Raw genomic sequence first — 20,146 nt, forward strand, 5'->3', positions numbered from 1 at the left:
AAATTCTTTCTTCCTAGGCCGCCGTCGGCCGTTCCGGCGGCAGCTCGGCGATCGCCTTCATCTCGCGCTCGTGGCGCCATTCGATCACCGACTTGATCACCAGCGTCACCAGCGCCAGGATCGCCAGCAGCGAGGCCACCGCGAAGGCGGCCACCGACTGGTATTCGTTGTAGAGCACTTCCACGTGCAGCGGCATGGTGTTGGTCTGGCCGCGGATGTGGCCCGAGACCACCGACACCGCGCCGAACTCGCCCATGGCGCGTGCATTGCACAGGATCACCCCGTACAGCAGGCCCCACTTGATGTTGGGCAGGGTCACGCGCCAGAAGGTCTGCCAGCCGTTCGCGCCGAGCACGATCGCGGCCTGTTCCTCGTCGGTGCCCTGCGCCTGCATCAGCGGGATCAGCTCGCGCGCGATGAACGGGAAGGTCACGAACACGGTGGCCAGCACGATGCCCGGCACGGCAAAGATGATCTTGATGTCGTGCGCGGCCAGCCACGGGCCGAACCAGCCCTGGGCACCGAACACCAGCACGTAGATCAGGCCCGCCACCACCGGCGACACCGCGAACGGCAGGTCGATCAGCGTGGTGAGGAAGGCCTTGCCGCGGAACTCGAACTTGGCGATGGCCCAGGCCGCGGCCACGCCGAACACCAGGTTCAGCGGCACCGCGATGGCGGCCGTGATCAGCGTCAGGCGGATCGCGCTCCAGGCATCGGGTTCCTTCAGCGCCTCGAGGTAGGCGTTGAGGCCCTTGCGCAGTGCCTCGGTGGCCACGGCCGCCAGCGGCAGCACGAGGAACAAGAACATGAAGACCAGCGCGAGGCCGATCAGCAGCCAGCGGACCCAGGCGGCTTCGGTGGTGCCGGCCTGGGTGCGGCGGATGACTTTGGACGGTGCGCTCATCTCAACCCCCCGCCCGGCGACGCTGCCATGCCTGCAGGCCGTTGATGACCAAGAGCAGCAGGAACGAGATCACCAGCATCACCAGCGCGACCGCCGTGGCGCCCGCGTAGTCGTACTGCTCGAGCTTGCCGATGATGATCAGCGGCGTGATCTCCGAGATCATCGGCATGTTGCCGGCGATGAAGATCACCGAGCCGTACTCGCCGATCGCGCGCGCGAAGGCCATGGCGAAGCCCGTGAGCAGCGCCGGCGCGATCGAGGGGAAGATCACCTTGGTGAAGGTCTGCAGCCGCGTCGCGCCCAGCGAGGTGGCGGCCTCCTCGAGTTCCTTCTCGGCGTCTTCGAGCACCGGCTGCACCGTGCGCACCACGAAGGGCAGCCCGATGAAGATCAGCGCGATCACCACGCCCGCGGGCGTGAACGCGAGCTTGATGCCGTGCGGCTCGAGGTACTGCCCGACCCAGCCGTTGCCGGCCAGCAGCGCGGTCAGCGAGATGCCGGCCACGGCCGTGGGCAGCGCGAACGGCAGGTCGACCAGCGCATCGACGATGCGCTTGCCCGGGAACTTGTAGCGCACCAGCACCCAGGCCACGAGCAGCCCGAACACCAGGTTCACCAGCGCCGCGAGCAGCGAGGCGCCGAAGGTCAGCCGGTACGAGGCCAGCACGCGCGGCGCGGTCACGGCGACCCAGAACTGGTCCCAGTTCAGCGTGAAGGTCTTGAAGACCAGCGCCGACAGCGGGATCAGCACGATCAGGCAGAGGTAGAAGACCGCGAAGCCCAGCGTCATCGAGAAGCCGGGCAGCACGCGCTTGGCGCCACCGCCGCCGACCGCACGCGAAAACGGCGCTGCCGGTGAGGACAGCGCCGAGGAGGTTGCCCCGCTCATTTACCGGGCGCCGGGCGTGTAGAGCTTGTCGAACTGGCCGCCGTCGTTGAAGTGCACCTTCTGCGCTTCGCCGAGGCTGCCGAACAGTTCCTGCACCGTGAACAGCTGCAGCGGCTTGAAGGTCGCGGCGTACTTCTTGAGCACGGTCTGCGAACGCGGGCGCAGCGCGTGCTTGGCGGCGATTTCCTGCGCTTCTTCGGAATAGAGCCAGTCGAGGTAGGCCTTGGCGAGTTCGCCGGTGCCCTTCTTGGCGACGGTGCGCTCGACCACGGCCACCGGGTTCTCGGCCACGATGCTGATCGACGGGTAGACCGAGTCGACCTTGCCGGTGCCGAATTCGCGGTCGATCGAGACCACTTCGGATTCGAAGGTGATCAGCGCGTCGCCGATGTTGCGTTGCAGGAAGGCGGTGGTGGCATCGCGGCCGCCACGTGCCAGCACCGGCGTGTTCTTGAACAGCTTGCCGACGAACTCGGCCGCCTGGGCGTCGGTGCCGCCCTTCTTCTTGACGTAGCCCCAGGCCGCCAGGTAGGCGTAGCGGCCGTTGCCGCCGGTCTTGGGGTTGACGATCACGACCTGCACGCCGGGCTTGACCAGGTCGTCCCAGTCCTTGATGCCCTTGGGATTGCCGTTGCGCACCAGGAACAGCATGGTCGAGGTGGTCGGCGATGCGTTCTCGGGGAATTTCTTGGTCCAGTCCTTGGCGACCACGCCGGCGTTGGCCAGGAAGTCGATGTCGGTCGAGGTGTTCATGGTCACCACGTCGGCATCGAGGCCGTCGGCCACCGCGCGCGCCTGGGCGCTGGAGCCGCCGTGCGACTGGTCGATCTTGACGTCCTTGCCGGTGGCCTTCTTGTAGTGCGCCGTGAAGGCCGCGTTGTAGTCCTTGTAGAACTCGCGCGCCACGTCGTACGAGGCGTTCAGCAGGCCGGTGCCCTGGGCCAGGGCGCTGCTGCCGACGAGTGCGGAGGACGCCAGCGCGAGCACGGCGGCGAAGGTCTTGATTCTGGAAGTCATGTGGTTGCCAAGGTTTCTGAAAAATCACGGCCCGCCGCCCAGGGGGCGGGCTCGTCGGTCAGCGACTGGAGCAGGGCCAGGCCGAGCGGCCATTCCCCGTGCCCCGAGTCGACGTTGATGTGGCCCGCATTCTGCATGCGAACGAACTCGCTGCCCCAGGCGCGCGAGTATGCGCCGGCCAGGCGGATCGGGCAGTACGGGTCGTTGCTGCTGGCCACCACGATGCTGCGGTACGGCAGCGCCGCGTAGGGCACGGGCGCGAAGTCCGACAGCACGGCGCGGCGCTCCGGATCGGCCGGCGCCACCAGCAGCGCGCCCTGGATCCGGGCCGCGGCCTCCGCCGGCAGATGCGCCGTGGCGATGCAGCCCAGGCTGTGCGCCGCGATCACCACCGGCTGCGGCGATTCGAGCACCAGCCGCGCCAGCGTCGACACCCAGGCCTCGCGCCGCGGCGAGGCCCAGTCGTCCTGCTGCACGCGCGCGGCGCCCGGAATGCGCTCCTGCCACAGGCTCTGCCAGTGGCCGGGGCCGGAGTCGCGCCAGCCGGGAACGATGACGATGCGGGTCTGCATGCGAAGGTGGTGGGCCTGGGCCGATGCCGCCGGCTTACTTGTTCGGCTGCGGCGTCAGGCGCAGGTAGGGACGCACCGCCTTGTAGCCCTTGGGGAAGCGCTGGGCGATCTCGGCCGGGTCCTGCAGGCTCGGGATGATGACCACGTCGTCGCCATCCTTCCAGTTCACGGGCGTCGCCACCTTGTGGCTGTCGGTGAGCTGCAGCGAGTCGATGACGCGCAGGATCTCGTCGAAGTTGCGGCCGGTCGAGGCCGGGTAGGTGATGATGGTGCGGATCGTCTTCTTCGGATCGATGATGAACACGCTGCGCACCGTGGCCGTGGCCGAGGCGTTCGGGTGGATCAGGTCGTAGAGGTCCGACACCTTGCGGTCGGCGTCGGCCACGATCGGGAAGTTGACCGTGGTGTTCTGCGTGTCGTTGATGTCGCCGATCCATTCCTTGTGCTTGTCGGCCGGGTCCACGCTCAGCGCGATCGGCTTCACGCCGCGCTTCTGGAACTCGCCCGACAGGGCCGCCGTCTTGCCGAGTTCGGTGGTGCACACGGGCGTGAAGTCGGCCGGGTGCGAGAAGAACACGACCCACGAATCGCCAGCCCATTCATGGAATTTGATCGGGCCTTCGCTGGAATCCTGGGTGAAATCGGGGGCGCTGTCGCCGAGACGGAGGGTTGCCATGGTCGTTCCTTGGATGGAATGGAAGACCTGGATTGTCCGAACCCCGCCAAGGATGCCAAACGAATATCTGATTGTTTGGTTATGACGTTTTTTGCATAACGAGGCGATCCGGCGCCCCGAAATCGCCGTCAGAACATGCGGTGCGCCCCGTGTTCCAGGTGCTCGACCAGAAAATCGATCAGCCGCCGCACCGCCGGCACCAGCGCGCGCCGCGCCGGAAACACCATGTGCGCGACCACCGGCGTCGGCCCCCAGTCGCACAGCACTCGGGTCAGCCGCCCTTCGTTGAGGTCGGCGCGGCACATGTAGTCGGGCAAAAGGGTCGCGCCCACGCCGCCGAGCACCGCGTACTGCAGGGTGGCGAGGTCGTCGGCCACGTAGCGCGGCGTGTGGGCATGCACGTGGATCCGGCCCTTGGGGCCCTCGAGCCGCCATTCGCTGCGCCCTTCCCCGTTGACCGACATCGCCGCGGTCGGCAGCTTCGCGAGATCCTCCGGCCCCTCGATCGGCCCCAGCCGCCGCACCAGCTCGGGCGTGGCCACCAGCACGCCGCGGCTGGTGCCGAAGGTGCGCGCCACCAGGGTCGCGCTGTCCTCGATCTGCGGCCGCACGCGCAGCGCGATGTCGATGCCCTCCTCGATCAGGTCGACCGGCCGGTTGATCACCCGCATGTCGATGCGCACCGCCGGATAGCGCTCGAGGAAGCTCGGCAGCACCTGCGCCAGCCCGCTGTGCGAGATCGTGACCGGGCAACTGAGCCGCACCAGGCCGCTGGGCTCGGTCTGCACCTGCGCCACGGCCTCGGAGGCTGCGCGCGCCGCGTCGCGCACCGAGGCCGCGTGGCGCAGGTAGATCTCGCCGGCCGGCGTGAGCGACAGCCGCCGCGTGCTGCGCTGCATCAGCTGCACGCCGAGCTGCTCCTCGAGCTCGGCCACGCGCCGCGACAGCCGCGACTTCGGAATGCCCAGCGCCCGGCTCGCGGCCGCGAAGCCGCCACGCTCGGCCACTTCGGCGAAGAACACCATGTCGTTGAGGTCCTGCATGGCTCTACTGTCCTGTTTTTGAAACGATGTGGCTTATTTTTACCTACTTATCACCCACTCGCACCAAAAATAGAATTCTGACCACGCCGGCCACCTTTGAGCGCCGACATCGAAAGAAAGAAAGCGATCAACATCATGAAGCTGCTTCACGTCGACTCCAGCATCCTCAGCGGCAACTCGGCCTCGCGCCTGCTCACCGCCGAAACCGTGGCCGCCTGGCGCGCCGCCCATCCCGACACCACGGTCGAGTACCTCGACCTCGCGGTCGACACCCCCTCCCACTTCAGCGCCGACGCACTCGGCATCAAGACCGGCGTCCAGGCCCAGCCGACCGAAGCCCAGCAGCGCGAGAACGCGCTGTCCGAAAAGCTGGTGAGCCAGTTCCTCGCCGCCGACGTGGTGGTCGTGGGCGCCCCGCTCTACAACTTCACCATTCCGAGCCAGCTCAAGGCCTGGATCGACCGCCTCGCGCAGGCCGGCCGCACCTTCAAGTACACCGACAAGGGCCCGGTCGGCCTCGCCGGCGGCAAGACCGTGATCGTGGCCTCGAGCCGCGGCGGCATCTACTCGACCACCGAAGGTGGCCAGGCCACCGAGCACCAGGAGAGCTACCTGAAGGTGATCTTCGGCTTCTTCGGCATCACCGACGTGCGCTTCGTGCGCGCCGAAGGCCTCGGCATGGGCGACGCGGTGAAGAACGCCGCGCTGGCTTCGGCCCGCAGCGACATCGGCACGGCGACCGCCGAAGCCGCGAACCAGAGCGTCGCGGCCCTCGCGGCCTGATGACGGCGCGCCGTTCGCGGCGCACCCCGACGACAAGCCGGCCGAAGTGCCGGCTTTTTCGTTGGCGGCGGACTTGTCGGCTACGCCCGAGGCTCGTCGATCGGGTCACCATCGTCGACTTCGTCATCCAGCCCATCGGCGAAGGCCGTGTTGATCGCCGCCATCACGCGATCCCATCGCCCCGGCTTCTCGAGGATGGGGAAGCGCTTGGCCAGCTTGCCCGACAGTGCACCGCCGTTCTCGCGCGCGCTGCGGATGATCGCGTCGATATCGGTGTCCGGCCCTTCGATCACGTCCTTGACCAGTCTGCGCGCCAGGTCGTTGGAGCGGAAGAACCTGGCCTGCTGATGCATCTCCTGCTCGATGGTGAATCGCAGGACGTGGCCGAGGTAGGTCACGTGGCTGGTGAGATCCAGGAAGCGCCAGGCCGGCATCGCGTCGTCGTAGGCCGAGAAATTGAAGTTCGACCGGATGCCGTCGGCTTCGTCGCGCTCTTCGTTGCCGAACGACACGGCCTCGCCGTAGTGCTGCATGAACGGGCGCGAGAAGGCCTCGAGCGCGCGGTCGTAGTCGGCCCGCTCCTTGGTGCTTTCCGTGATGAGCGCGGAAACGGGCAGGATGAACGGCGCGGGGACGACGCCGTCGCGGCGCAAGGTGTCGTTGATGAGGAAGCGGTGCAACCGGCCGTTGCCATCGGCCAGCGGGTGGATGTAGACGAAACCGAAAGCGGCGATCGCGGCACGCGCCGCCGCGAAGCCGATCTGGCCTTCGGTGCGCGACAAGGCGTGCGCCAGCCCCTGCACGAACCTGGGGACCGATTCCCATGGCGGCGCGACGTAGTGCACGATGTTTTCATAGCGCACGTTCTGCCCCACGAAGACCGGTGACCTGCGCAGGCCGAAGCTGGCGAGCGTGGTGTCCTCGCCGAGGATGGCCGCCTGCAGCGAGGCCAGTTCGTCGGGCAACAGGGGCGTGGGCCCCTGGCCGGTACGCGTTTCCATGACTGCCGCGAAGCGCTGAATCTTCAGCGTCTGGTCCTGCTCGCCCTCGATGAGGAAGCTCGAGCGGCTCTCCTTGAGCGTCATCCACACCGCGCTGCGGCGAAGCAGCTCGGCACCGAAAACCGCTTCCTGCCTTCTCAGCGCGGCCCCCACATCGAACGCGGCCGCCGGCCGGCTCGCCTCGGTCATGCGCACGGTCGGACAGAAATCGGGCGAACCCGGCATGTTGTCCCTGATGCGCCAGCGCTGGTTGTTGACCGTCGTCGTGGCGACCAGCATCTGCTTGCCGTCCAGCGCATCGTGATAGCCGCCCTGCACGACGGGCGTCACCGGCAACTGGCGGCCGGTCATCCACTCATAGAGAAAGCCGACCCGTCGCGCATACTGGCCGCTGGGCTCACCGGTGATCCAGGCGGCAAGATCGGCGGGGTCGACGACAGCGAAGAGGCGCGCGAGCAACTCCAGGTGCACGACCTCGTGCTTGAGATGGAACGTGAGGTGTCCGGCCAGCGTCGGCTCGGGTCGCATGTTGGGCTGGAACACCTCCTGCCGCATGCCTCCCGAATGGTTCGTGGAGCGCCGGCCTCCGATACGGCTTTCGACCGCGAGCGGCTGGACGAGGCCGATGCTCACATGCTCCACGAGCCAGCTGCCGCCGACGTGTTCAATGGAGCTCATCGAGGGTTCCCAACAGTCTCATTGCCGCATAGAAACACAAATAGTCGCATAAGAACAGGAGTACAGGATTTTTTTGCATAAAAATGCAAAAAACTTGTGTGCCGCCGACCTCGCACGGGTTGTCGAATCGGCACGAAGCCGACCCGCCTTCGACGACTGCCAGCACCCCGGCTGACATAGACGCTTCGGCCAATGGCTGGCGCGCGGCGCGCTCGACAGAATCGCCGCATGCCCGCAGCCCGCCTTCCGGCTTCCCGCATCCCTCTTCTTCTTCCCGCGACCGAGCCCATGGCGGCGGTCGCGCTGCTCGCGCTCTGTCTCGCCGCCTGGGCCGCGGGTCTGGCCGGCGGCTTTCAGTACGACGACCTGCCCAACATCGTCCTCGACCCGGCCACGGCCGGCGGCGAGGCCCTGCGCGAGCGGCTGGCCAACGGCTTCCGGCCGCTGCTGCGGCTGAGCTACGTCGCCGACCATGCGCTGTGGGGCTTCGACGGCACCGGCTTCCTGGCCACCAACCTCGCGCTGCATGCGGCCACGGTGCTCGCCGTGTGGCGGCTCGCCCTCGGCCGGCTTGCCGATCCGCTGGCCGCCTTCCTGGCCGCCGCGCTGTTCGCGCTGCAGCCCGCGCACGCGGCGGTGGTGAGCTTCGCGAGCGGGCGCTCGACCGGGCTGATGACGCTGGGGCTGGTGCTGGCGCTGCTGGCCCATGAACATGCGTGGCGCGAGGGCCTGGTCCGCGCGCGCCGCGCCGTCTTCGAGGCGCTGTCGCTCGTCGCCTTCGCGCTCGCGGTGTCGGCCAAAGAAGTGGCGCTGGTCTATCCGCTGCTGCTGATGGTGTGGGAGTCCACCCGACCCGCCGCTACGGCCGGCCGCATCGCGCGGCGCATGGCCGAGCCCGCGTTCGCCGCGCTCGCCGGCGCCGCGCTGCTCTGGACCTTCGGCCCCCGGCTGCGCGAACTGGCCGGCTACTCGCTCGCGCTGGCCGATCCGCTCGAGGCCCTGGCCCGGCATGCCGCCGCGCTGCCGCTGTCGCTCGCGCTGTGGCTGCGGCCCTGGGCGCTGTCGGTCGAGCATCCGGCGCCCGGTGCGAACGCGGTGCTGCCGGGCGCGCTCGCACTTGCGGGTCTGCTGCTGGCCGCGCTCGCGCTGCGCCGGCGCTGGCCGCTCGCAACGCTCGGACTGCTGTGGCCGCTGGCCATGCTCGCGCCGACCCACACGCTGATCGCGCGGCTCGACTGGGTCGTGGAAAAACCGCTGTACCCCGCGTGGATCGGTCCGGCGCTCGCGCTGGGCGCCATGCTCGCGGCCTGGCTGCGCCGGCCCGGTCGCGCAGTTCCGGGACTCGTCCTGCTGGCGGCACTCGCGGCCACCTGCGCCTGGCGCGCCGCCACCTGGGCCGACCCGGCCGCGCTCTGGCGCGAAGCCACCGAACGCGCACCGCTGTCGGCCCGCGCCTGGCACAACCGTGCGCTGGCCGAATCCGCCGCGGGCCGCGATGCCGATGCGCGTCGAAGCATCGACATGGCTCTTGCGCTCGATGCCAACGCGCCGCGCACCCAGGCACTGGCGCTCGCGATCTCGCTGGCGGCCGACGACGAGGCACCGTCCCCCTCCCTTCCCTCCAGGAGCCCCTCACCGTGAAGCTGCTTCCACGCCCCTCGCGCGGGCTGGCCGCGCTGGCGCTCGCGCTCGGCTGCGCCGCCGCCCAGGCCGCGCCCGACTGCGACCGCTGCCAGGACCTGCCGCGGCTGTACCGCGAAATGCTCGAGCAGGAATTCCTGCGCGCCAAGTTCCAGACCTGGATCTCCCAGGCCTACTACCCCCTGAGCATCGATGCGATGCAGACACAGGCCACCAGCGCGCTCACCACGGCGATGCAAGGCAACCTGTACGGCGTGCTCGCGCCGCCGGCCAGCGACGCCGGCACGGCCGGGGCCGCGGCGCCCTCCTTCGGCACGGTGATCAGCGGCGGCAGCTGCCAGCTGGTGGAGTACGTTCCGCGCCCGGGCCAGTCGCCGACCACGCGGCCGGTGACCGAGCAGCAGATCCGGCAGAAGCTGTGCAAGCCGCTGGCCGAATTCACCATCGAGCACGAGAACACGCACATCAAGGCCTGTGCGGCCGCCTACAAGGCCGGCGACAAGTCGGTCGAGTCGGTCGAATGGTTCGTGCAGAGCGACGCCAAGGCCTACGACGCCGGCGTGCGCGTGCTGCGCGACCACATCGCGGCGCTGGCGCGCAAATGCCAGTGGGCCGGCTCGACCAACGTGCGCAAGCCCGACAACAGCATGGTGGTGCCGACGCCCGAGGAGATCGTCACCCTGACGAAGAACGTCAAGGCCAAGGGCAACGCGATGCGCCGCGCCACCCAGTGAGCCCCCATCCGGAGTCATCGCCATGAACGAAGCCCTGTTGCTGAGCGCCGCGCTGCTGATCGGCGGCCCGCGCACCGAGATTCCACCCGAGCAGGTGCTGCCGCGCTTCGAGGCTCAGTGCGTCGACGGCCGCTGGAACGCCGCCTGCCCCGGCCTGCGCGCCGAACTCGAACTGTCGCTCTACGGCGAACTGCAGATGCTGCAGTCGCGCGGCGAGATCGACCGCGAGGTGCTGCGCAGCGCCGCGCGCGCCCGCTTCCCCATGCTGGCCGAGATGGGCCTGCGCAGGCTGGGCAAGATCGGCTCGCCCGAGGACCGCGAGGCGGTGCTGGCCGCGCTCGACCACACCTCGCCCGGCGTGCGGGCGATCGCGCGCCAGATGCTCGAGGTGCAGGACGACCGCTTCCGCAAGGGCCTGGGACCGTGGATGCGCGCCGGCCAGCGCAACGGCTTCGGCGCGCTGGTGCCCGACGAGCAGCCCGATGCCACGCGGCTGGGCCGGGCCAGCGCCGTCGGCGCGAAGGATGCGGCCACGCTGCGCTGGCGCCCGTTCGCGAGCGACGCGCGCGAAGGCCGCGCGGTCTTCACCACGCGGCTGTCGCCCGAGCAGGTGCTGCAGCTGGTGGCCAAGGGCCAGAAGACCTTCGACGGCTCGCAGGTGCCGGGTCGCAAGCAGCAGGAGGCGGCGATGAAGTCGATGGATTCGATCAAGCAGGAGCTGCAGGCCGCGGCGGCGCGGCGACCTCAAGGCGCTGCAGGAACTCTCGCAGCGCGTGAACCAGCAGATGCAGGCCGTGGCGCCGCCGCCCGGCGCGGCCTCGCTGCGCGCGGTGGCCGAGTTCGCCGCCGCGCCGGCGCAGGTGCGCTACGTGCAGTTGAACGCGCCCTTGCCGCCGAGGATCGACAAGGACGGCAAGGCGGGCAAGGTCGCCACCCGGCCGGTCACGGCCGCCGTGGCCCGCGACGAGGCCTTCGGCGGCGAGACCGTGCTGGTGATCCTCTATTGAACCCGCGTGCGAACCGTGCTCAGGCCGCCTTGTGGCTCTTGATCCAGCCCACGTACTTGTCCATCCAGCCCTGCAGGAACTTCTTCGAGCCTTCGTTGCCGATGTGGCCCTTGTCGTCGAACAGGTCGTCCTTGGTCTGCAGGAACACCTCGGGCGCGCCGAGCGTGGGCACGTCGAGGTAGGCCAGCACGTTGCGCAGGTGCTGCTGCGCCAGCGCGGTGCCGATGGCGCCGACCGAGATGCCGACCACGCCGGCCGGCTTGCCGGCCCAGGCGCTCTGGCCGTAGGGGCGCGAGGCATGGTCGATCGCGTTCTTCAGCACGCCGGGCACCGAGCGGTTGTATTCGGGCGTGACGAACAGCAGGCCGTCGGCCGCCGCGATCTCGGTCTTCAGGCGCTTGACCGACGCCGCCTGGTTGCCGTCGTCGTCCTGGTTGTACAGCGGCAGGTCGTCGATGCGCACGTGCTCGAAGGTGAAGTCCTCGGGCGCCAGCTTGGCCAGCGCGAGCGCCAGTTTCTGGTTGAACGAGTCCTTGCGCAGGCTGCCGACGATGACGGCGATCCGGGTCTGGGCCATGGGTGAAGCTCCTTGGATGAGAGAGTCGTAGTGAAGAAGGGCGTCGAAATGACGCTGGCGATTATGCGAAGCGTTCAAGACCTTTTCCGGAAAAGTTCTTGGCCTCGGCGCCATCGGTGCGCGCCCGCCGCAGCCACGCGTTCGCCAGCCGGTCGAGCCCGCTGCACAGCAGCCAGTAGATCGCGCCCACCAGCATGAAGATCTCGGCCGGATAGACCATGGTGCGCGCATTCACCTGCGCGGCCACGAACGACAGCTCGCCCACGCCGACGATGTAGGCCAGCGAGCTGTCCTTCACCAGCGTGACCCACTGGTTGACGAACGAGGGCAGCATCATGCGCAGCGCCTGCGGCAGCACGATGACACGCAAGGTGCCCCAGCGCGTGAGCCCGAGCGACAGCCCCGCCGCCCATTGCCCGGCCCCCACGCCGCGGATGCCCGCGTGCACCGCGTGCGCGAGGTAGGCGCCGCCCACCAGCGACAGCGCGCACATCACCGACAGCACGCCCGGCACGCTGACGCCGAAGGCGAAGGGCAGCAGGAAGTAGGTCCAGAAGATCAGCATCAGCACCGGGATGGCGCGCAGGAAGCCCAGCACCAGCACCAGCAGCGCCTTGAGGCCGCCGCGCGCCGTCGCGAGCCCGATGCCCCCGGCCAGCCCCAGCAGCGCCGAGGCGACGGCCGAGCCGGCGCTCAGCAGCAGCGTGAGCGCGGCGCCGCCCAATGGCCCCTGTGGAAAGGCGCCCCACAGCAGGTACGGCAGGCTGTCCCACAGCGTCTCGAACACCGTCATGCCGCCCTCGCCTGCCGCCGCGCGGCCCAGGCCGCCAGCAGCTCGATCGCGCCGATGGTCGCGATGTAGAGCAAGGTCGCGATGCCGAAGGCCTGGAAGGTCTTGAAGGTCTCGGCCTCCACCTGCCGCGAGGCATAGGACAGCTCGACCAACCCGACCGCCATCGCGAGCGAGGTGTTCTTGACGATGTTCATGTACTGCCCCAGCAGCGGCGGCAGCGCGATGCGCAGCGCCTGCGGCAGCACCACCTGCGCCAGCACCTGGGCGCGCGTGAAGCCCAGCGCCGACGCGGCCAGCGTCTGGCCCACGGGCACGCCGCGGATGCCCGAGCGGATGTCCTCGCCCACGTAGGCGGCCGCGTAGAGCGTGAGCCCGACCAGCGCCGACAGCAGCTCGAACGACAGCACGTGGCCCGCGTAGAGCCATTCGCGCGCGGCCTCGGGCAGCACCGAGGGCGCGCCGAAGTACCAGAAGAAGAGCTGCACCAGCAGCGGCGTGTTGCGGAACAGCGAGACATAGGCCGCGGTGGCGCGCCGCAGCGCGGGCCGGTCCGAGGAACGGCCGGCCGCGACCACCACGCCCAGCACCGTGGCCCCGGCCACCACCAGCAGCGAACTCCACATCGTCGTCAGCCAGCCGTCGAGCAGCCAGCCCAGGTAGCGCGGCGCGAGCAGCTGCTCGCGCAGGAGATCGATCAAGGCCGTGGCGCCTTCAGCGCGAGGCCACGCGCTGGTCGCCGATCTTCAGCAGCCGCGGCAGCGGCGCCTTGCTGTTCGGGCCGAACCAGGTGTCGTAGATCGCCAGCGCGCGGCCGTTCTTCTCGCTCTCGGCCAGCCAGGTGTTGAGCGCCTCGAGCAGCCGCGTCTCGCCCTTCGGCACGGCCGCGCCCAGGTACTCCTTCGAGACCGTGATCGCCGGGATCTCGTACTTCTCCTTGTCGGGCAGCGCGTTCCACTGCGCCGTGAGCTTCACGCCGTCGTTGGTGATGGCCTGCACGTTGCCGTTGCGCAGCGCCGCCAGCGCGAACGGCGAATCGTCGTAGAGCACGACCTTGGCCTCGGGGTAGTTCTTGCGCAGGTTCGATTCCATCGTCGTGCCCTTCTCGGTGCCGATGCGGATCTCGTTGATCTGCGCCACGTCCTTCAGCAGGCCCTTCTTCGCGAGGAACTGCTGGCCGACCAGGAAGTACGGCGTGGTGAAGTCCACCGCCTTGGCGCGCTCGTCGGTGATGGTGAAGCTCGCGAACACCACGTCGGCCTTGCCCGAGGTCAGCAGCGGGATGCGGTTGGCCGGGTTGGTCGGCACCAGCTCGATCTTCACGCCCAGGCTCTTGGCGAACTCGGTCGCGAGGTCGATGTCGTGCCCCACCTGCTTCTTGCTGGCCGGGTCGATGTAGCCGAAGGGCGGGTTGCCGTCGAAGGCGGCCACGCGCAGGACGCCGGCCTTCCTGACGTCGTCGAGCCGATCGGCCCAGGCGGCGCCGGACAGGGTGAAGGAGCCGATGGCCAGTGCCAGGCTCGAGAGAATGAATGTGCTGCGGGTCATGCCTGCTCTTCGGAATGAAAAGCCGCGACTCTAGGCAGCGCGCGCGCCGCGTCCAACGAAGCAATTTCCGCTTGCATATGCCCCGCGGAGTTGCGCATGAGCTCATGCGAAAAGCTTCGTCGCGCGATGCGCGCGTGGCCCCTAGAGTCGCCGGCCTTCCCGCTCACTTCTCCCACCGCGCCGCGCGCGGCATCGCCATGAACACTCCCCGTCCGTCCTCCTCCGCCCTCTCGCGGCGCCTCGTGCTTCGCGCCGGTGCCGGTGCCGCCATCGCCGCGGCCGCCACGCCGCTGTTCGCGCAGGCACGCGCCAAGACCCTGCGCATCGGCTACCAGAAGTTCAACACGCTCAACATCCTCAAGGGCACGGGCCGGCTCGAGCAGGCGCTCGCGCCCGCGGGCGTGAAGGTGGAATGGGCCGAGTTCCTCGGCGGTGCGCAGCTGTCGGAGGCGCTGGCCGCCGGCGCCATCGACTTCGGCCATGCCTCCGACGGCATCGGCGTGTTCCAGCAGGCCAGCGGCAAGGGCCTGGTCTATCTCGCGGCCGAGAGCCCCTACCCCGGCGGCGTCGGCTTCCTGGTGCCGCGCGACTCGCCGATCCGCAGCGTGCGCGACCTCAAGGGCAGGAAGGTGGTCACGGGCCGCGGCTACAACACGCAGTACGTGCTGATCCGCGCACTCGAGGCCGCGGGCCTGCGCTACGAGGACATCGAGCCGGTCTACATCGTCACCGCCTCCGACACCGTGGCGGCCTACCAGTCGGGCAGCGTGGCCGCGATCGGCCTGTGGGACCCGTTCCTGGCCGGCGCGCAGCAGGCCACCGAATCGCGCCTGCTGTTCGACGGCACCGGCCTCAGCGGCAACCGCACCTACCACTTCGCGCAGCCCGAGTTCGCGCGCGCCAATGCCGATCTGCTGCGCACCGTGTTCGCCGAGCTGCGCAAGACCAACGACTGGGCCCAGGCCCATCCGGCCGAGGTGGTGGCCACCTTGGCGCCGCAGCTCAAGGTCGAGCCCAAGGTGCTGGCGCTCGCGACCGAACGGCGTCAATATGGCGTGGTCGCGCTCACGCCGGCCATCGCCCGCGAACAGCAGGGCCTGGCCGACGTGTTCGCGCAGCTCAAGCTCATTCCCAAACCGATCGAGGTGAAGGACGCCTTCCTGGACCTGAACCTCGTTTGACACCGCTGCCCTCTTGACTTCAAGCTCCCACTACGACGTCATCGTCATCGGCCTCGGCGCCCTCGGTGCCGCCACGCTCCACCAGCTCTCGCAACGCGGCGCGCGCGTGCTCGGCATCGACCAGTTCGCGCCGCCGCACGAACTCGGCTCCTCCCATGGCGATTCGCGCATCACGCGGCTCGCGATCGGCGAAGGCGACGAGTGCGTGCCCTTCGTGCAGCGCTCGCACGCCATCTGGCGCGAACTGGAAGCGCACACCGGCCGCTCACTGATGACCACCACCGGCGGCCTGGTGCTTGCGCCGCAGGGCCGGGTGGCCGAGCACCACGGCAAGCCCGACTTCGTGCGCCGCACCATCGCCTGCGCCGAGCGCTTCGGCATCGCGCACGAGGTGCTCGACGCGGCCGGCATCCGCGCGCGCTTCCCGCAGTTCCAGCTGCAGGGCGACGAGATCGGCTACCACGAGCGCGAGGCCGGCTTCGTGCGGCCCGAGGCGGCGATCGAGGCCCAGCTCGCGGTGGCGCGCGCCTCTGGCGCGCAGGTGCGCACCGGCGAGAAGGTGCTGGCCGTCGAGCCCGTGGGCAACGGCGACACCGTGCGCGTGCGCACCGAAACAGCGAGTTTCGAGGCCGGACGCGTCGTGGTCGCGGCCGGCGCCTGGCTGCCCGAGTTCCTCGGCCGGCAGGCGCGCGCCGACTGGCAGCGCGACTTCTCGGTGCACCGTCAGGTCATGCACTGGTTCGACACCGGCGCGGCCGCCGCCGACTTCGCGCCTGGCCGCTTCCCCGTCTTCATCTGGATGTTCGGCGACGGGCCCGAGGACTACATGTACGGTTTTCCGTCCTCCGACCCCGCGCAGCCCGCGCTCAAGGTCGCGACCGAGCAGTACGTGGAAGCCACCACGCCCGACGCCATCGACCGCAGCGTGCGGCCCGAGGAAAGCGCCGCGATGTTCCGCGAGCGCGTGGCCGGACGCTTCCCGCAGATCGAGGGCCGTGCGCTCAAGGCCCGCGCCTGCATGTACACCGTGACGCCCGACCGCCGCTTCGTCATCGACGCGCTCGACGGCCTGCCCGGCGTGCTGGTGGTCTCGGCCTGCTCGGGCCATGGCTTCAAGCACTCGGCCGGGCTCGGCGATGCCATCGCCGATCATGTGCTGGGGCGCGCGAGCACGCTCGACCTCTCGCCCTTTGCCCGCCAGCGGCTGCTGGAGAAGCCGGTGGCGTAGAGCAGCCTTGCGCGTTCTTGGGCATCATCGCCGCCGGTTCTTTGTCTGATTCAGGAGCAAGCGCGATGAGATTTCTGGTGGTGGGTGCCGGCGCACTCGGTGGTTATTTCGGTGGCCGCCTGCTGGCGGCGGGACGCGACGTCACTTTCCTGCTGCGCGCGCGACGCGCGGCGCAGATCGCGGCCACCGGCCTCGTGATCCAGAGCCCGCAGGGCAACCTGCACATTCCCTCGCCGCCCCACGTGTCGGCCGAGAACATCGGCGGCCCCTACGACGTGGTCGTGGTCGGCAGCAAGGCCTACGACCTGGCCTCGACCATGGACTCGTTCGCGCCCGCCGTCGGCCCCGAGACGATGATCCTGCCGCTGCTCAACGGCATGCAGCACATCGACGCCCTGGTCGAGCGCTTCGGCGAGGCGCGCGTGCTCGGCGGCCTGTGCCTGATCTCGGCCACGCTCGACGACGAGGGCCGGGTGCTGCACCTCAACGATTCGCACGGCCTCACCTACGGCGACCGCGCCGGCGGCATCCCGCCGCGCATCCAGGCGATCCAGCAGCAGTTCGAGGGCGCCGGCTTCGAGGCCAAGGCCAGCGACAACGTCTTGCAGGACATGTGGGAGAAGTGGGTCTTCATCGCCTCGATCGCCGGCCTCACCAGCCTGATGCGCGGCGCCATCGGCGACGTGGTCGCCGCGGGCGGCCAGGACGTGGCGCTGGCCCTGTTCGACGAATGCGCCGCCATCGCCGCGCACAACGGCTTCGCGGTGCGCCCCGGCGCCATCGAGCGCGGCCATGCCTTCATGACCGCCGCCGGCTCGCCGATCACCGCCTCGATGTACAAGGACCTCGCGCGCGGCGGCGCCGTCGAAGCCGACCACATCCTCGGCGACCTGCTGAGCCGCGCACCGCAGCCCGCGCCCGCCGTGCCCTCGGTGCTGCGCATCGCCTATGTGCACCTCAAGGCCTACGAGGTGCAGCGCGCCCGCGCGCAGGGCGCGGCGAACTGAGCCGGCCGGGCGCCGCCGGCCCGGTTGCTCCGAGTATCTATTCACAAATCCATTCAGTTTCGGCATTTTCCAATGAAGAATAGAATAATTTATCTATTCACATTGGTATTCAATGTCTGTCTCTTCCGCCGCCACCCCGGCTGAAACCGCCCTCGCCTTCATCCAGGCGCAGGGCGCGGCCACGAGCGCCGAGGTCCAGGCCCGGCTCGGCGTCAGCCAGCCCACGGCGTCGCGCGCGCTGGCGCCACTGGTGCGCAGCGCCGAGCTTCTCAAGGTCGGCGCCGCGCGCTCGCAAACCTACGTGGCGCCGCGATCCGTCGAGCGCGTGGGCACCGAGGTTCCGGTCGTCAGGATCGATGCGCAAGGCAAGCCCGCGCCTTTCGGCCGCCTCGTGCCGCTGCATGGCGGCCGGTGCTGGATGGACGAACGGGAGGGGGTCGGCGCCCTGTACGACGGCCTGCCCTGGTTCATCTCCGACATGCGGCCGCAGGGCTTCATCGGCCGCGCCTTCGCCCAGGGGCACCCCGAACTCGGCCTGCCCGCCAATCCCGAACACTGGACCGACGACCAGATCCTCCAGGCCCTGGCGCTCGTTGGCGAGGACCTGCCGGGAAGCCTCGTGGTCGGCGTCGGTTCCTTCGAGCGCTTCCAGGCGATCGCCACGCGCCCGACACCATCGGTGACGACGGCCGACTATCCCGCGATGGCCGACCGCGCGATGCAGGGCAGTCTGCCGGGCTCGTCGGCCGGCGGCGAGCAGCCCAAGTTCTGCACGGTGCGCGAAGGCCGGCAGGTGATCGTCAAGTTCTCGCCCTCCGGCAGCTCGGCCGCCGAGCGTCGCGCACGCGATCTGCTGGTGTGCGAGCACCTCGCGCTGCGCACGCTGCAGGACGCCGGTGTCGCAGCCGCCACCACACAGGTCTTACTCGAGGCCGGCCGCGTCTTCCTCGAGGTCGAGCGCTTCGACCGCACCGCGCACGGCCGCATCGGCATGGTGTCGCTGATGGCCTATGACGCGCAGCATGTCGGCAAGATCGACAACTGGGCCGCCACCGCCAACCGCATGGCCTCGCGCGAACTGCTGTCGGCGGACGACGCTGGGCGCCTGCGCTTCCTCGAAGCCTTCGGCCGGCTGATCGGCAACACCGACAGGCACTACGGCAACATCTCGCTGCTGATCGAAGATGGCCACTGGCGGTTGGCGCCCGCCTACGACGTGCTGCCGACGCTCTATGCCCCTGTCAACGGCGAACTGCCACCGCGCGAACTTGCGGCCGGCAGCCTGGTGCCCACGGTCGACACCCTCGAGGAATGGCCGCGCGCTCGCGAACTCGCCGCGCTGTTCTGGCGGGCTGCCGCCGCCGACACGCGCATCACGGCCGGCTTCCGCGCCACCGCGCGCGAGAACGCACGGCTCGCCGCCCCCCGCTGAAGCCGCCGCTGCGGCGCGCAGGCTCAATCCGACTTGAGGATCGTCTCCCCCTTCAACATCCCCATGTCCTGGATGTTGACGCGGTGCCGCTTCCACCCGGCCCAGGTGCGGCGCGGATGCATCGCCGAGATGAAGTAGTACAGCACCTTGAACATGCCCAGCGCGCGCCAGAACGGCGTGCCGCGGTAGATGTCGCCGGCCAGCAGCGACATCAGGCCCTCCTTCACGCGGAAGGGATTGCCCGGGTACATGAACATCTCGCGGATCGTCGGGTTGGTCACGCGGTAGATGAACCACGAGTACTCGCGCGGGCCCTTGCGCATCATGGCCTCGAAGTCGGCGCGCGCGCCCGCGTACTCCATCGGGCGGTCCAGTGCCTTGGCCACGGCCTCGGCGCCGTCGAAGGCGCTGTGCATCGCGAGGTAGACGCCCGAGGAGAACATCGGGTCGATGAAGGCGAAGGCGTCGCCCAGCAGCAGGTAGCGGTCGCCGGTGGCATGGGTGCTGGCGTACGAGAAGTTGCCGGTGGCGTGCACGGCGTCGTCGACCAGCTCGGCGTCCTTCAGGCGCTCGACCAGCACCGGGCACAGCGCGATGGTGTCGTAGAAGAAGTCCTTGAGCGGCTTCTCGCGCGACTTCAGGTAGTAGGGCCAGCAGACCGCGCCCACGCTGGTGGTGCCGTCGGCCAGCGGGATGAACCAGAACCAGCCGTGCGGAAACCAGCAGATGCTGATGTTGCCTTCCTTGCGGCCCTCGAGCCGCTTGGCGTTGCGGAAATGGCCGAACAGCGCGGTGCTGTTGTGCTCGGGGTTCTTCTCCTTGCAGCGGAACTGGTTGGCCAGCAGGGTGTCGCGGCCGGTCGCATCGACCACGAAGCGCGCGCGCCAGCTGCGGCGCTCGCCGTCGTCCATCTGCGTGCGCACCGTGGCGCCGTCGGCGTCGAAGCTCACGTCGCGCACCCGGCAGCCCTCGATCGCCTCGGCACCGCGCGACGCGGCGTTGCGGAACAGCAGCTCGTCGAGCTCCGAGCGGCGCACCTGCCAGGCCGAGTCGAGCGACTTGTCCCAGCCCTCGGCGAAGTCGACGTAGCTGCGGTGCTCATGCTCGGGCGAGACGAACTCGATGCCGAACTTCGGCATGCCGATCTTCTCGACCTGGTCGCGCACGCCGAGCTTGTCGAACAGCTCGACATTGGCCGGCAGCAGCGATTCGCCGATGTGGAAGCGCGGGTGCTGCGCCTTCTCGAGCAGCACCACCTTGCGGCCCTGCTGGGCGAGCAGCGCGGCCACGGTGGAGCCGGCGGGGCCGCCGCCCACGACGAGCACGTCGCAGGATTCGTCGGTGACCGAGGAGGCGGGAGTGGAAACGGGAGGCTGGGACATGCGAGGGACAGGCTACGTTGTCGACGACCGCAAAGCATAGCCTGTGCGTCGCG

19 protein-coding genes are annotated in these 20,146 nt (G+C 69.3%); 7 read left to right on the forward strand and 12 right to left on the reverse strand.

The features are described from left to right. Positions 1 to 13 precede the first annotated feature (13 nt). The 6 genes from cysW to AC07PU_RS27200 form a co-directional block, all read right to left on the reverse strand. On the reverse strand, positions 14 to 907 hold the full coding sequence (gene cysW, locus AC07PU_RS27175; protein WP_093341569.1) for a sulfate ABC transporter permease subunit CysW: 894 nt from the start codon (positions 905 to 907) through the stop codon (positions 14 to 16). A 1-nt stretch (position 908) separates the two neighbouring features. Beyond that, entirely contained in the window at positions 909 to 1,796 is an 888-nt protein-coding gene (gene cysT, locus AC07PU_RS27180) for a sulfate ABC transporter permease subunit CysT (RefSeq protein WP_093341567.1), read from the reverse strand. Next, the gene (locus AC07PU_RS27185; protein WP_093341565.1) at positions 1,797 to 2,813 is read right to left on the reverse strand and encodes a sulfate ABC transporter substrate-binding protein; all 1,017 of its coding nucleotides are present in this window, start codon (positions 2,811 to 2,813) and stop codon (positions 1,797 to 1,799) included. Then, positions 2,810 to 3,385: an RBBP9/YdeN family alpha/beta hydrolase gene (locus AC07PU_RS27190; protein ID WP_093341564.1), complete on the reverse strand. Its 576-nt coding sequence runs from the start codon at positions 3,383 to 3,385 to the stop codon at positions 2,810 to 2,812. Before AC07PU_RS27190 ends, AC07PU_RS27185 begins: the two co-directional genes overlap by 4 nt. Positions 3,386 to 3,419: 34 nt before the next feature. Further along, entirely contained in the window at positions 3,420 to 4,061 is a 642-nt protein-coding gene (locus AC07PU_RS27195; RefSeq protein ID WP_093341562.1) for a peroxiredoxin, read from the reverse strand. A gap of 128 nt (positions 4,062 to 4,189) precedes the next feature. Beyond that, positions 4,190 to 5,104 (reverse strand): LysR family transcriptional regulator, encoded by a 915-nt coding sequence (locus AC07PU_RS27200; RefSeq protein WP_296787690.1) that lies wholly within the window; start codon positions 5,102 to 5,104, stop codon positions 4,190 to 4,192. Positions 5,105 to 5,239: 135 nt separating this feature from the next. On the opposite strand from AC07PU_RS27200, the gene AC07PU_RS27205 reads away from it, so the two are divergent. Continuing rightward, positions 5,240 to 5,887, forward strand: a complete 648-nt coding sequence (locus AC07PU_RS27205) for an FMN-dependent NADH-azoreductase (RefSeq protein WP_093342420.1) — start codon at positions 5,240 to 5,242, stop codon at positions 5,885 to 5,887. 80 nt (positions 5,888 to 5,967) lie between these two features. Here AC07PU_RS27205 and AC07PU_RS27210 read toward each other — a convergent pair whose 3' ends face one another. Further along, complete coding sequence (locus AC07PU_RS27210; protein ID WP_495321587.1) at positions 5,968 to 7,566, reverse strand: Fic family protein; 1,599 nt, start codon at positions 7,564 to 7,566, stop codon at positions 5,968 to 5,970. Between the two features lie 228 nt (positions 7,567 to 7,794). On the opposite strand from AC07PU_RS27210, the gene AC07PU_RS27215 reads away from it, so the two are divergent. Next, entirely contained in the window at positions 7,795 to 9,207 is a 1,413-nt protein-coding gene (locus AC07PU_RS27215; RefSeq protein WP_495321588.1) for a hypothetical protein, read from the forward strand. After that, positions 9,204 to 9,941, forward strand: coding sequence for a hypothetical protein (locus tag AC07PU_RS27220; protein ID WP_490879919.1), 738 nt, complete (start codon positions 9,204 to 9,206; stop codon positions 9,939 to 9,941). The genes AC07PU_RS27215 and AC07PU_RS27220 overlap by 4 nt, the downstream gene beginning before the upstream one ends. Positions 9,942 to 10,967: 1,026 nt before the next feature. Here AC07PU_RS27220 and AC07PU_RS27225 read toward each other — a convergent pair. The 4 genes from AC07PU_RS27225 to AC07PU_RS27240 form a co-directional block, all read right to left on the reverse strand. Then, positions 10,968 to 11,525 (reverse strand): NADPH-dependent FMN reductase, encoded by a 558-nt coding sequence (locus tag AC07PU_RS27225; protein WP_057593371.1) that lies wholly within the window; start codon positions 11,523 to 11,525, stop codon positions 10,968 to 10,970. A gap of 61 nt (positions 11,526 to 11,586) precedes the next feature. Next, positions 11,587 to 12,318 (reverse strand): amino acid ABC transporter permease, encoded by a 732-nt coding sequence (locus tag AC07PU_RS27230; RefSeq protein WP_495321589.1) that lies wholly within the window; start codon positions 12,316 to 12,318, stop codon positions 11,587 to 11,589. Continuing rightward, positions 12,315 to 13,016 (reverse strand): amino acid ABC transporter permease, encoded by a 702-nt coding sequence (locus AC07PU_RS27235; protein ID WP_495321590.1) that lies wholly within the window; start codon positions 13,014 to 13,016, stop codon positions 12,315 to 12,317. The genes AC07PU_RS27230 and AC07PU_RS27235 overlap by 4 nt, the downstream gene beginning before the upstream one ends. A 13-nt stretch (positions 13,017 to 13,029) precedes the next feature. After that, the gene (locus AC07PU_RS27240; protein ID WP_495321591.1) at positions 13,030 to 13,863 is read right to left on the reverse strand and encodes an ABC transporter substrate-binding protein; all 834 of its coding nucleotides are present in this window, start codon (positions 13,861 to 13,863) and stop codon (positions 13,030 to 13,032) included. Between the two features lie 197 nt (positions 13,864 to 14,060). On the opposite strand from AC07PU_RS27240, the gene AC07PU_RS27245 reads away from it, so the two are divergent. The 4 genes from AC07PU_RS27245 (at position 14,061) to yjjJ (ending at position 18,711) form a co-directional block, all read left to right on the forward strand. Beyond that, positions 14,061 to 15,044, forward strand: coding sequence for an aliphatic sulfonate ABC transporter substrate-binding protein (locus AC07PU_RS27245; protein WP_495321592.1), 984 nt, complete (start codon positions 14,061 to 14,063; stop codon positions 15,042 to 15,044). 13 nt (positions 15,045 to 15,057) lie between these two features. Further along, positions 15,058 to 16,272: an N-methyl-L-tryptophan oxidase gene (gene solA / locus AC07PU_RS27250; protein WP_495321593.1), complete on the forward strand. Its 1,215-nt coding sequence runs from the start codon at positions 15,058 to 15,060 to the stop codon at positions 16,270 to 16,272. Positions 16,273 to 16,337: 65 nt separating this feature from the next. Then, positions 16,338 to 17,279: a ketopantoate reductase family protein gene (locus tag AC07PU_RS27255; protein ID WP_490877900.1), complete on the forward strand. Its 942-nt coding sequence runs from the start codon at positions 16,338 to 16,340 to the stop codon at positions 17,277 to 17,279. A 112-nt stretch (positions 17,280 to 17,391) separates the two neighbouring features. Then, positions 17,392 to 18,711 carry a type II toxin-antitoxin system HipA family toxin YjjJ gene (gene yjjJ, locus AC07PU_RS27260; RefSeq protein WP_495321594.1) on the forward strand — a complete coding sequence of 440 codons (1,320 nt, stop codon included), beginning with the start codon at positions 17,392 to 17,394 and terminating at the stop codon, positions 18,709 to 18,711. Positions 18,712 to 18,734: 23 nt separating this feature from the next. Here yjjJ and AC07PU_RS27265 read toward each other — a convergent pair whose 3' ends face one another. Next, positions 18,735 to 20,093: an NAD(P)/FAD-dependent oxidoreductase gene (locus tag AC07PU_RS27265; protein WP_495321595.1), complete on the reverse strand. Its 1,359-nt coding sequence runs from the start codon at positions 20,091 to 20,093 to the stop codon at positions 18,735 to 18,737. Positions 20,094 to 20,146: the final 53 nt, after the last annotated feature.

Source organism: Variovorax sp. GW821-FHT10D07 (assembly GCF_059415325.1).

What these genes read in the sequence shown, in the direction of transcription:
- cysW (WP_093341569.1), bottom strand. Translation starts at nt 907, where the DNA reads ATGAGCGCACCGTCCAAAGTCATCCGCCGCACCCAGGCCGGCACCACC.
- cysT (WP_093341567.1), bottom strand. Translation starts at nt 1,796, where the DNA reads ATGAGCGGGGCAACCTCCTCGGCGCTGTCCTCACCGGCAGCGCCGTTT.
- AC07PU_RS27185 (WP_093341565.1), bottom strand. Translation starts at nt 2,813, where the DNA reads ATGACTTCCAGAATCAAGACCTTCGCCGCCGTGCTCGCGCTGGCGTCC.
- AC07PU_RS27190 (WP_093341564.1), bottom strand. Translation starts at nt 3,385, where the DNA reads ATGCAGACCCGCATCGTCATCGTTCCCGGCTGGCGCGACTCCGGCCCC.
- AC07PU_RS27195 (WP_093341562.1), bottom strand. Translation starts at nt 4,061, where the DNA reads ATGGCAACCCTCCGTCTCGGCGACAGCGCCCCCGATTTCACCCAGGAT.
- AC07PU_RS27200 (WP_296787690.1), bottom strand. Translation starts at nt 5,104, where the DNA reads ATGCAGGACCTCAACGACATGGTGTTCTTCGCCGAAGTGGCCGAGCGT.
- AC07PU_RS27205 (WP_093342420.1), top strand. Translation starts at nt 5,240, where the DNA reads ATGAAGCTGCTTCACGTCGACTCCAGCATCCTCAGCGGCAACTCGGCC.
- AC07PU_RS27210 (WP_495321587.1), bottom strand. Translation starts at nt 7,566, where the DNA reads ATGAGCTCCATTGAACACGTCGGCGGCAGCTGGCTCGTGGAGCATGTG.
- AC07PU_RS27215 (WP_495321588.1), top strand. Translation starts at nt 7,795, where the DNA reads ATGCCCGCAGCCCGCCTTCCGGCTTCCCGCATCCCTCTTCTTCTTCCC.
- AC07PU_RS27225 (WP_057593371.1), bottom strand. Translation starts at nt 11,525, where the DNA reads ATGGCCCAGACCCGGATCGCCGTCATCGTCGGCAGCCTGCGCAAGGAC.
- AC07PU_RS27230 (WP_495321589.1), bottom strand. Translation starts at nt 12,318, where the DNA reads ATGACGGTGTTCGAGACGCTGTGGGACAGCCTGCCGTACCTGCTGTGG.
- AC07PU_RS27240 (WP_495321591.1), bottom strand. Translation starts at nt 13,863, where the DNA reads ATGACCCGCAGCACATTCATTCTCTCGAGCCTGGCACTGGCCATCGGC.
- AC07PU_RS27245 (WP_495321592.1), top strand. Translation starts at nt 14,061, where the DNA reads ATGAACACTCCCCGTCCGTCCTCCTCCGCCCTCTCGCGGCGCCTCGTG.
- AC07PU_RS27255 (WP_490877900.1), top strand. Translation starts at nt 16,338, where the DNA reads ATGAGATTTCTGGTGGTGGGTGCCGGCGCACTCGGTGGTTATTTCGGT.
- yjjJ (WP_495321594.1), top strand. Translation starts at nt 17,392, where the DNA reads ATGTCTGTCTCTTCCGCCGCCACCCCGGCTGAAACCGCCCTCGCCTTC.
- AC07PU_RS27265 (WP_495321595.1), bottom strand. Translation starts at nt 20,093, where the DNA reads ATGTCCCAGCCTCCCGTTTCCACTCCCGCCTCCTCGGTCACCGACGAA.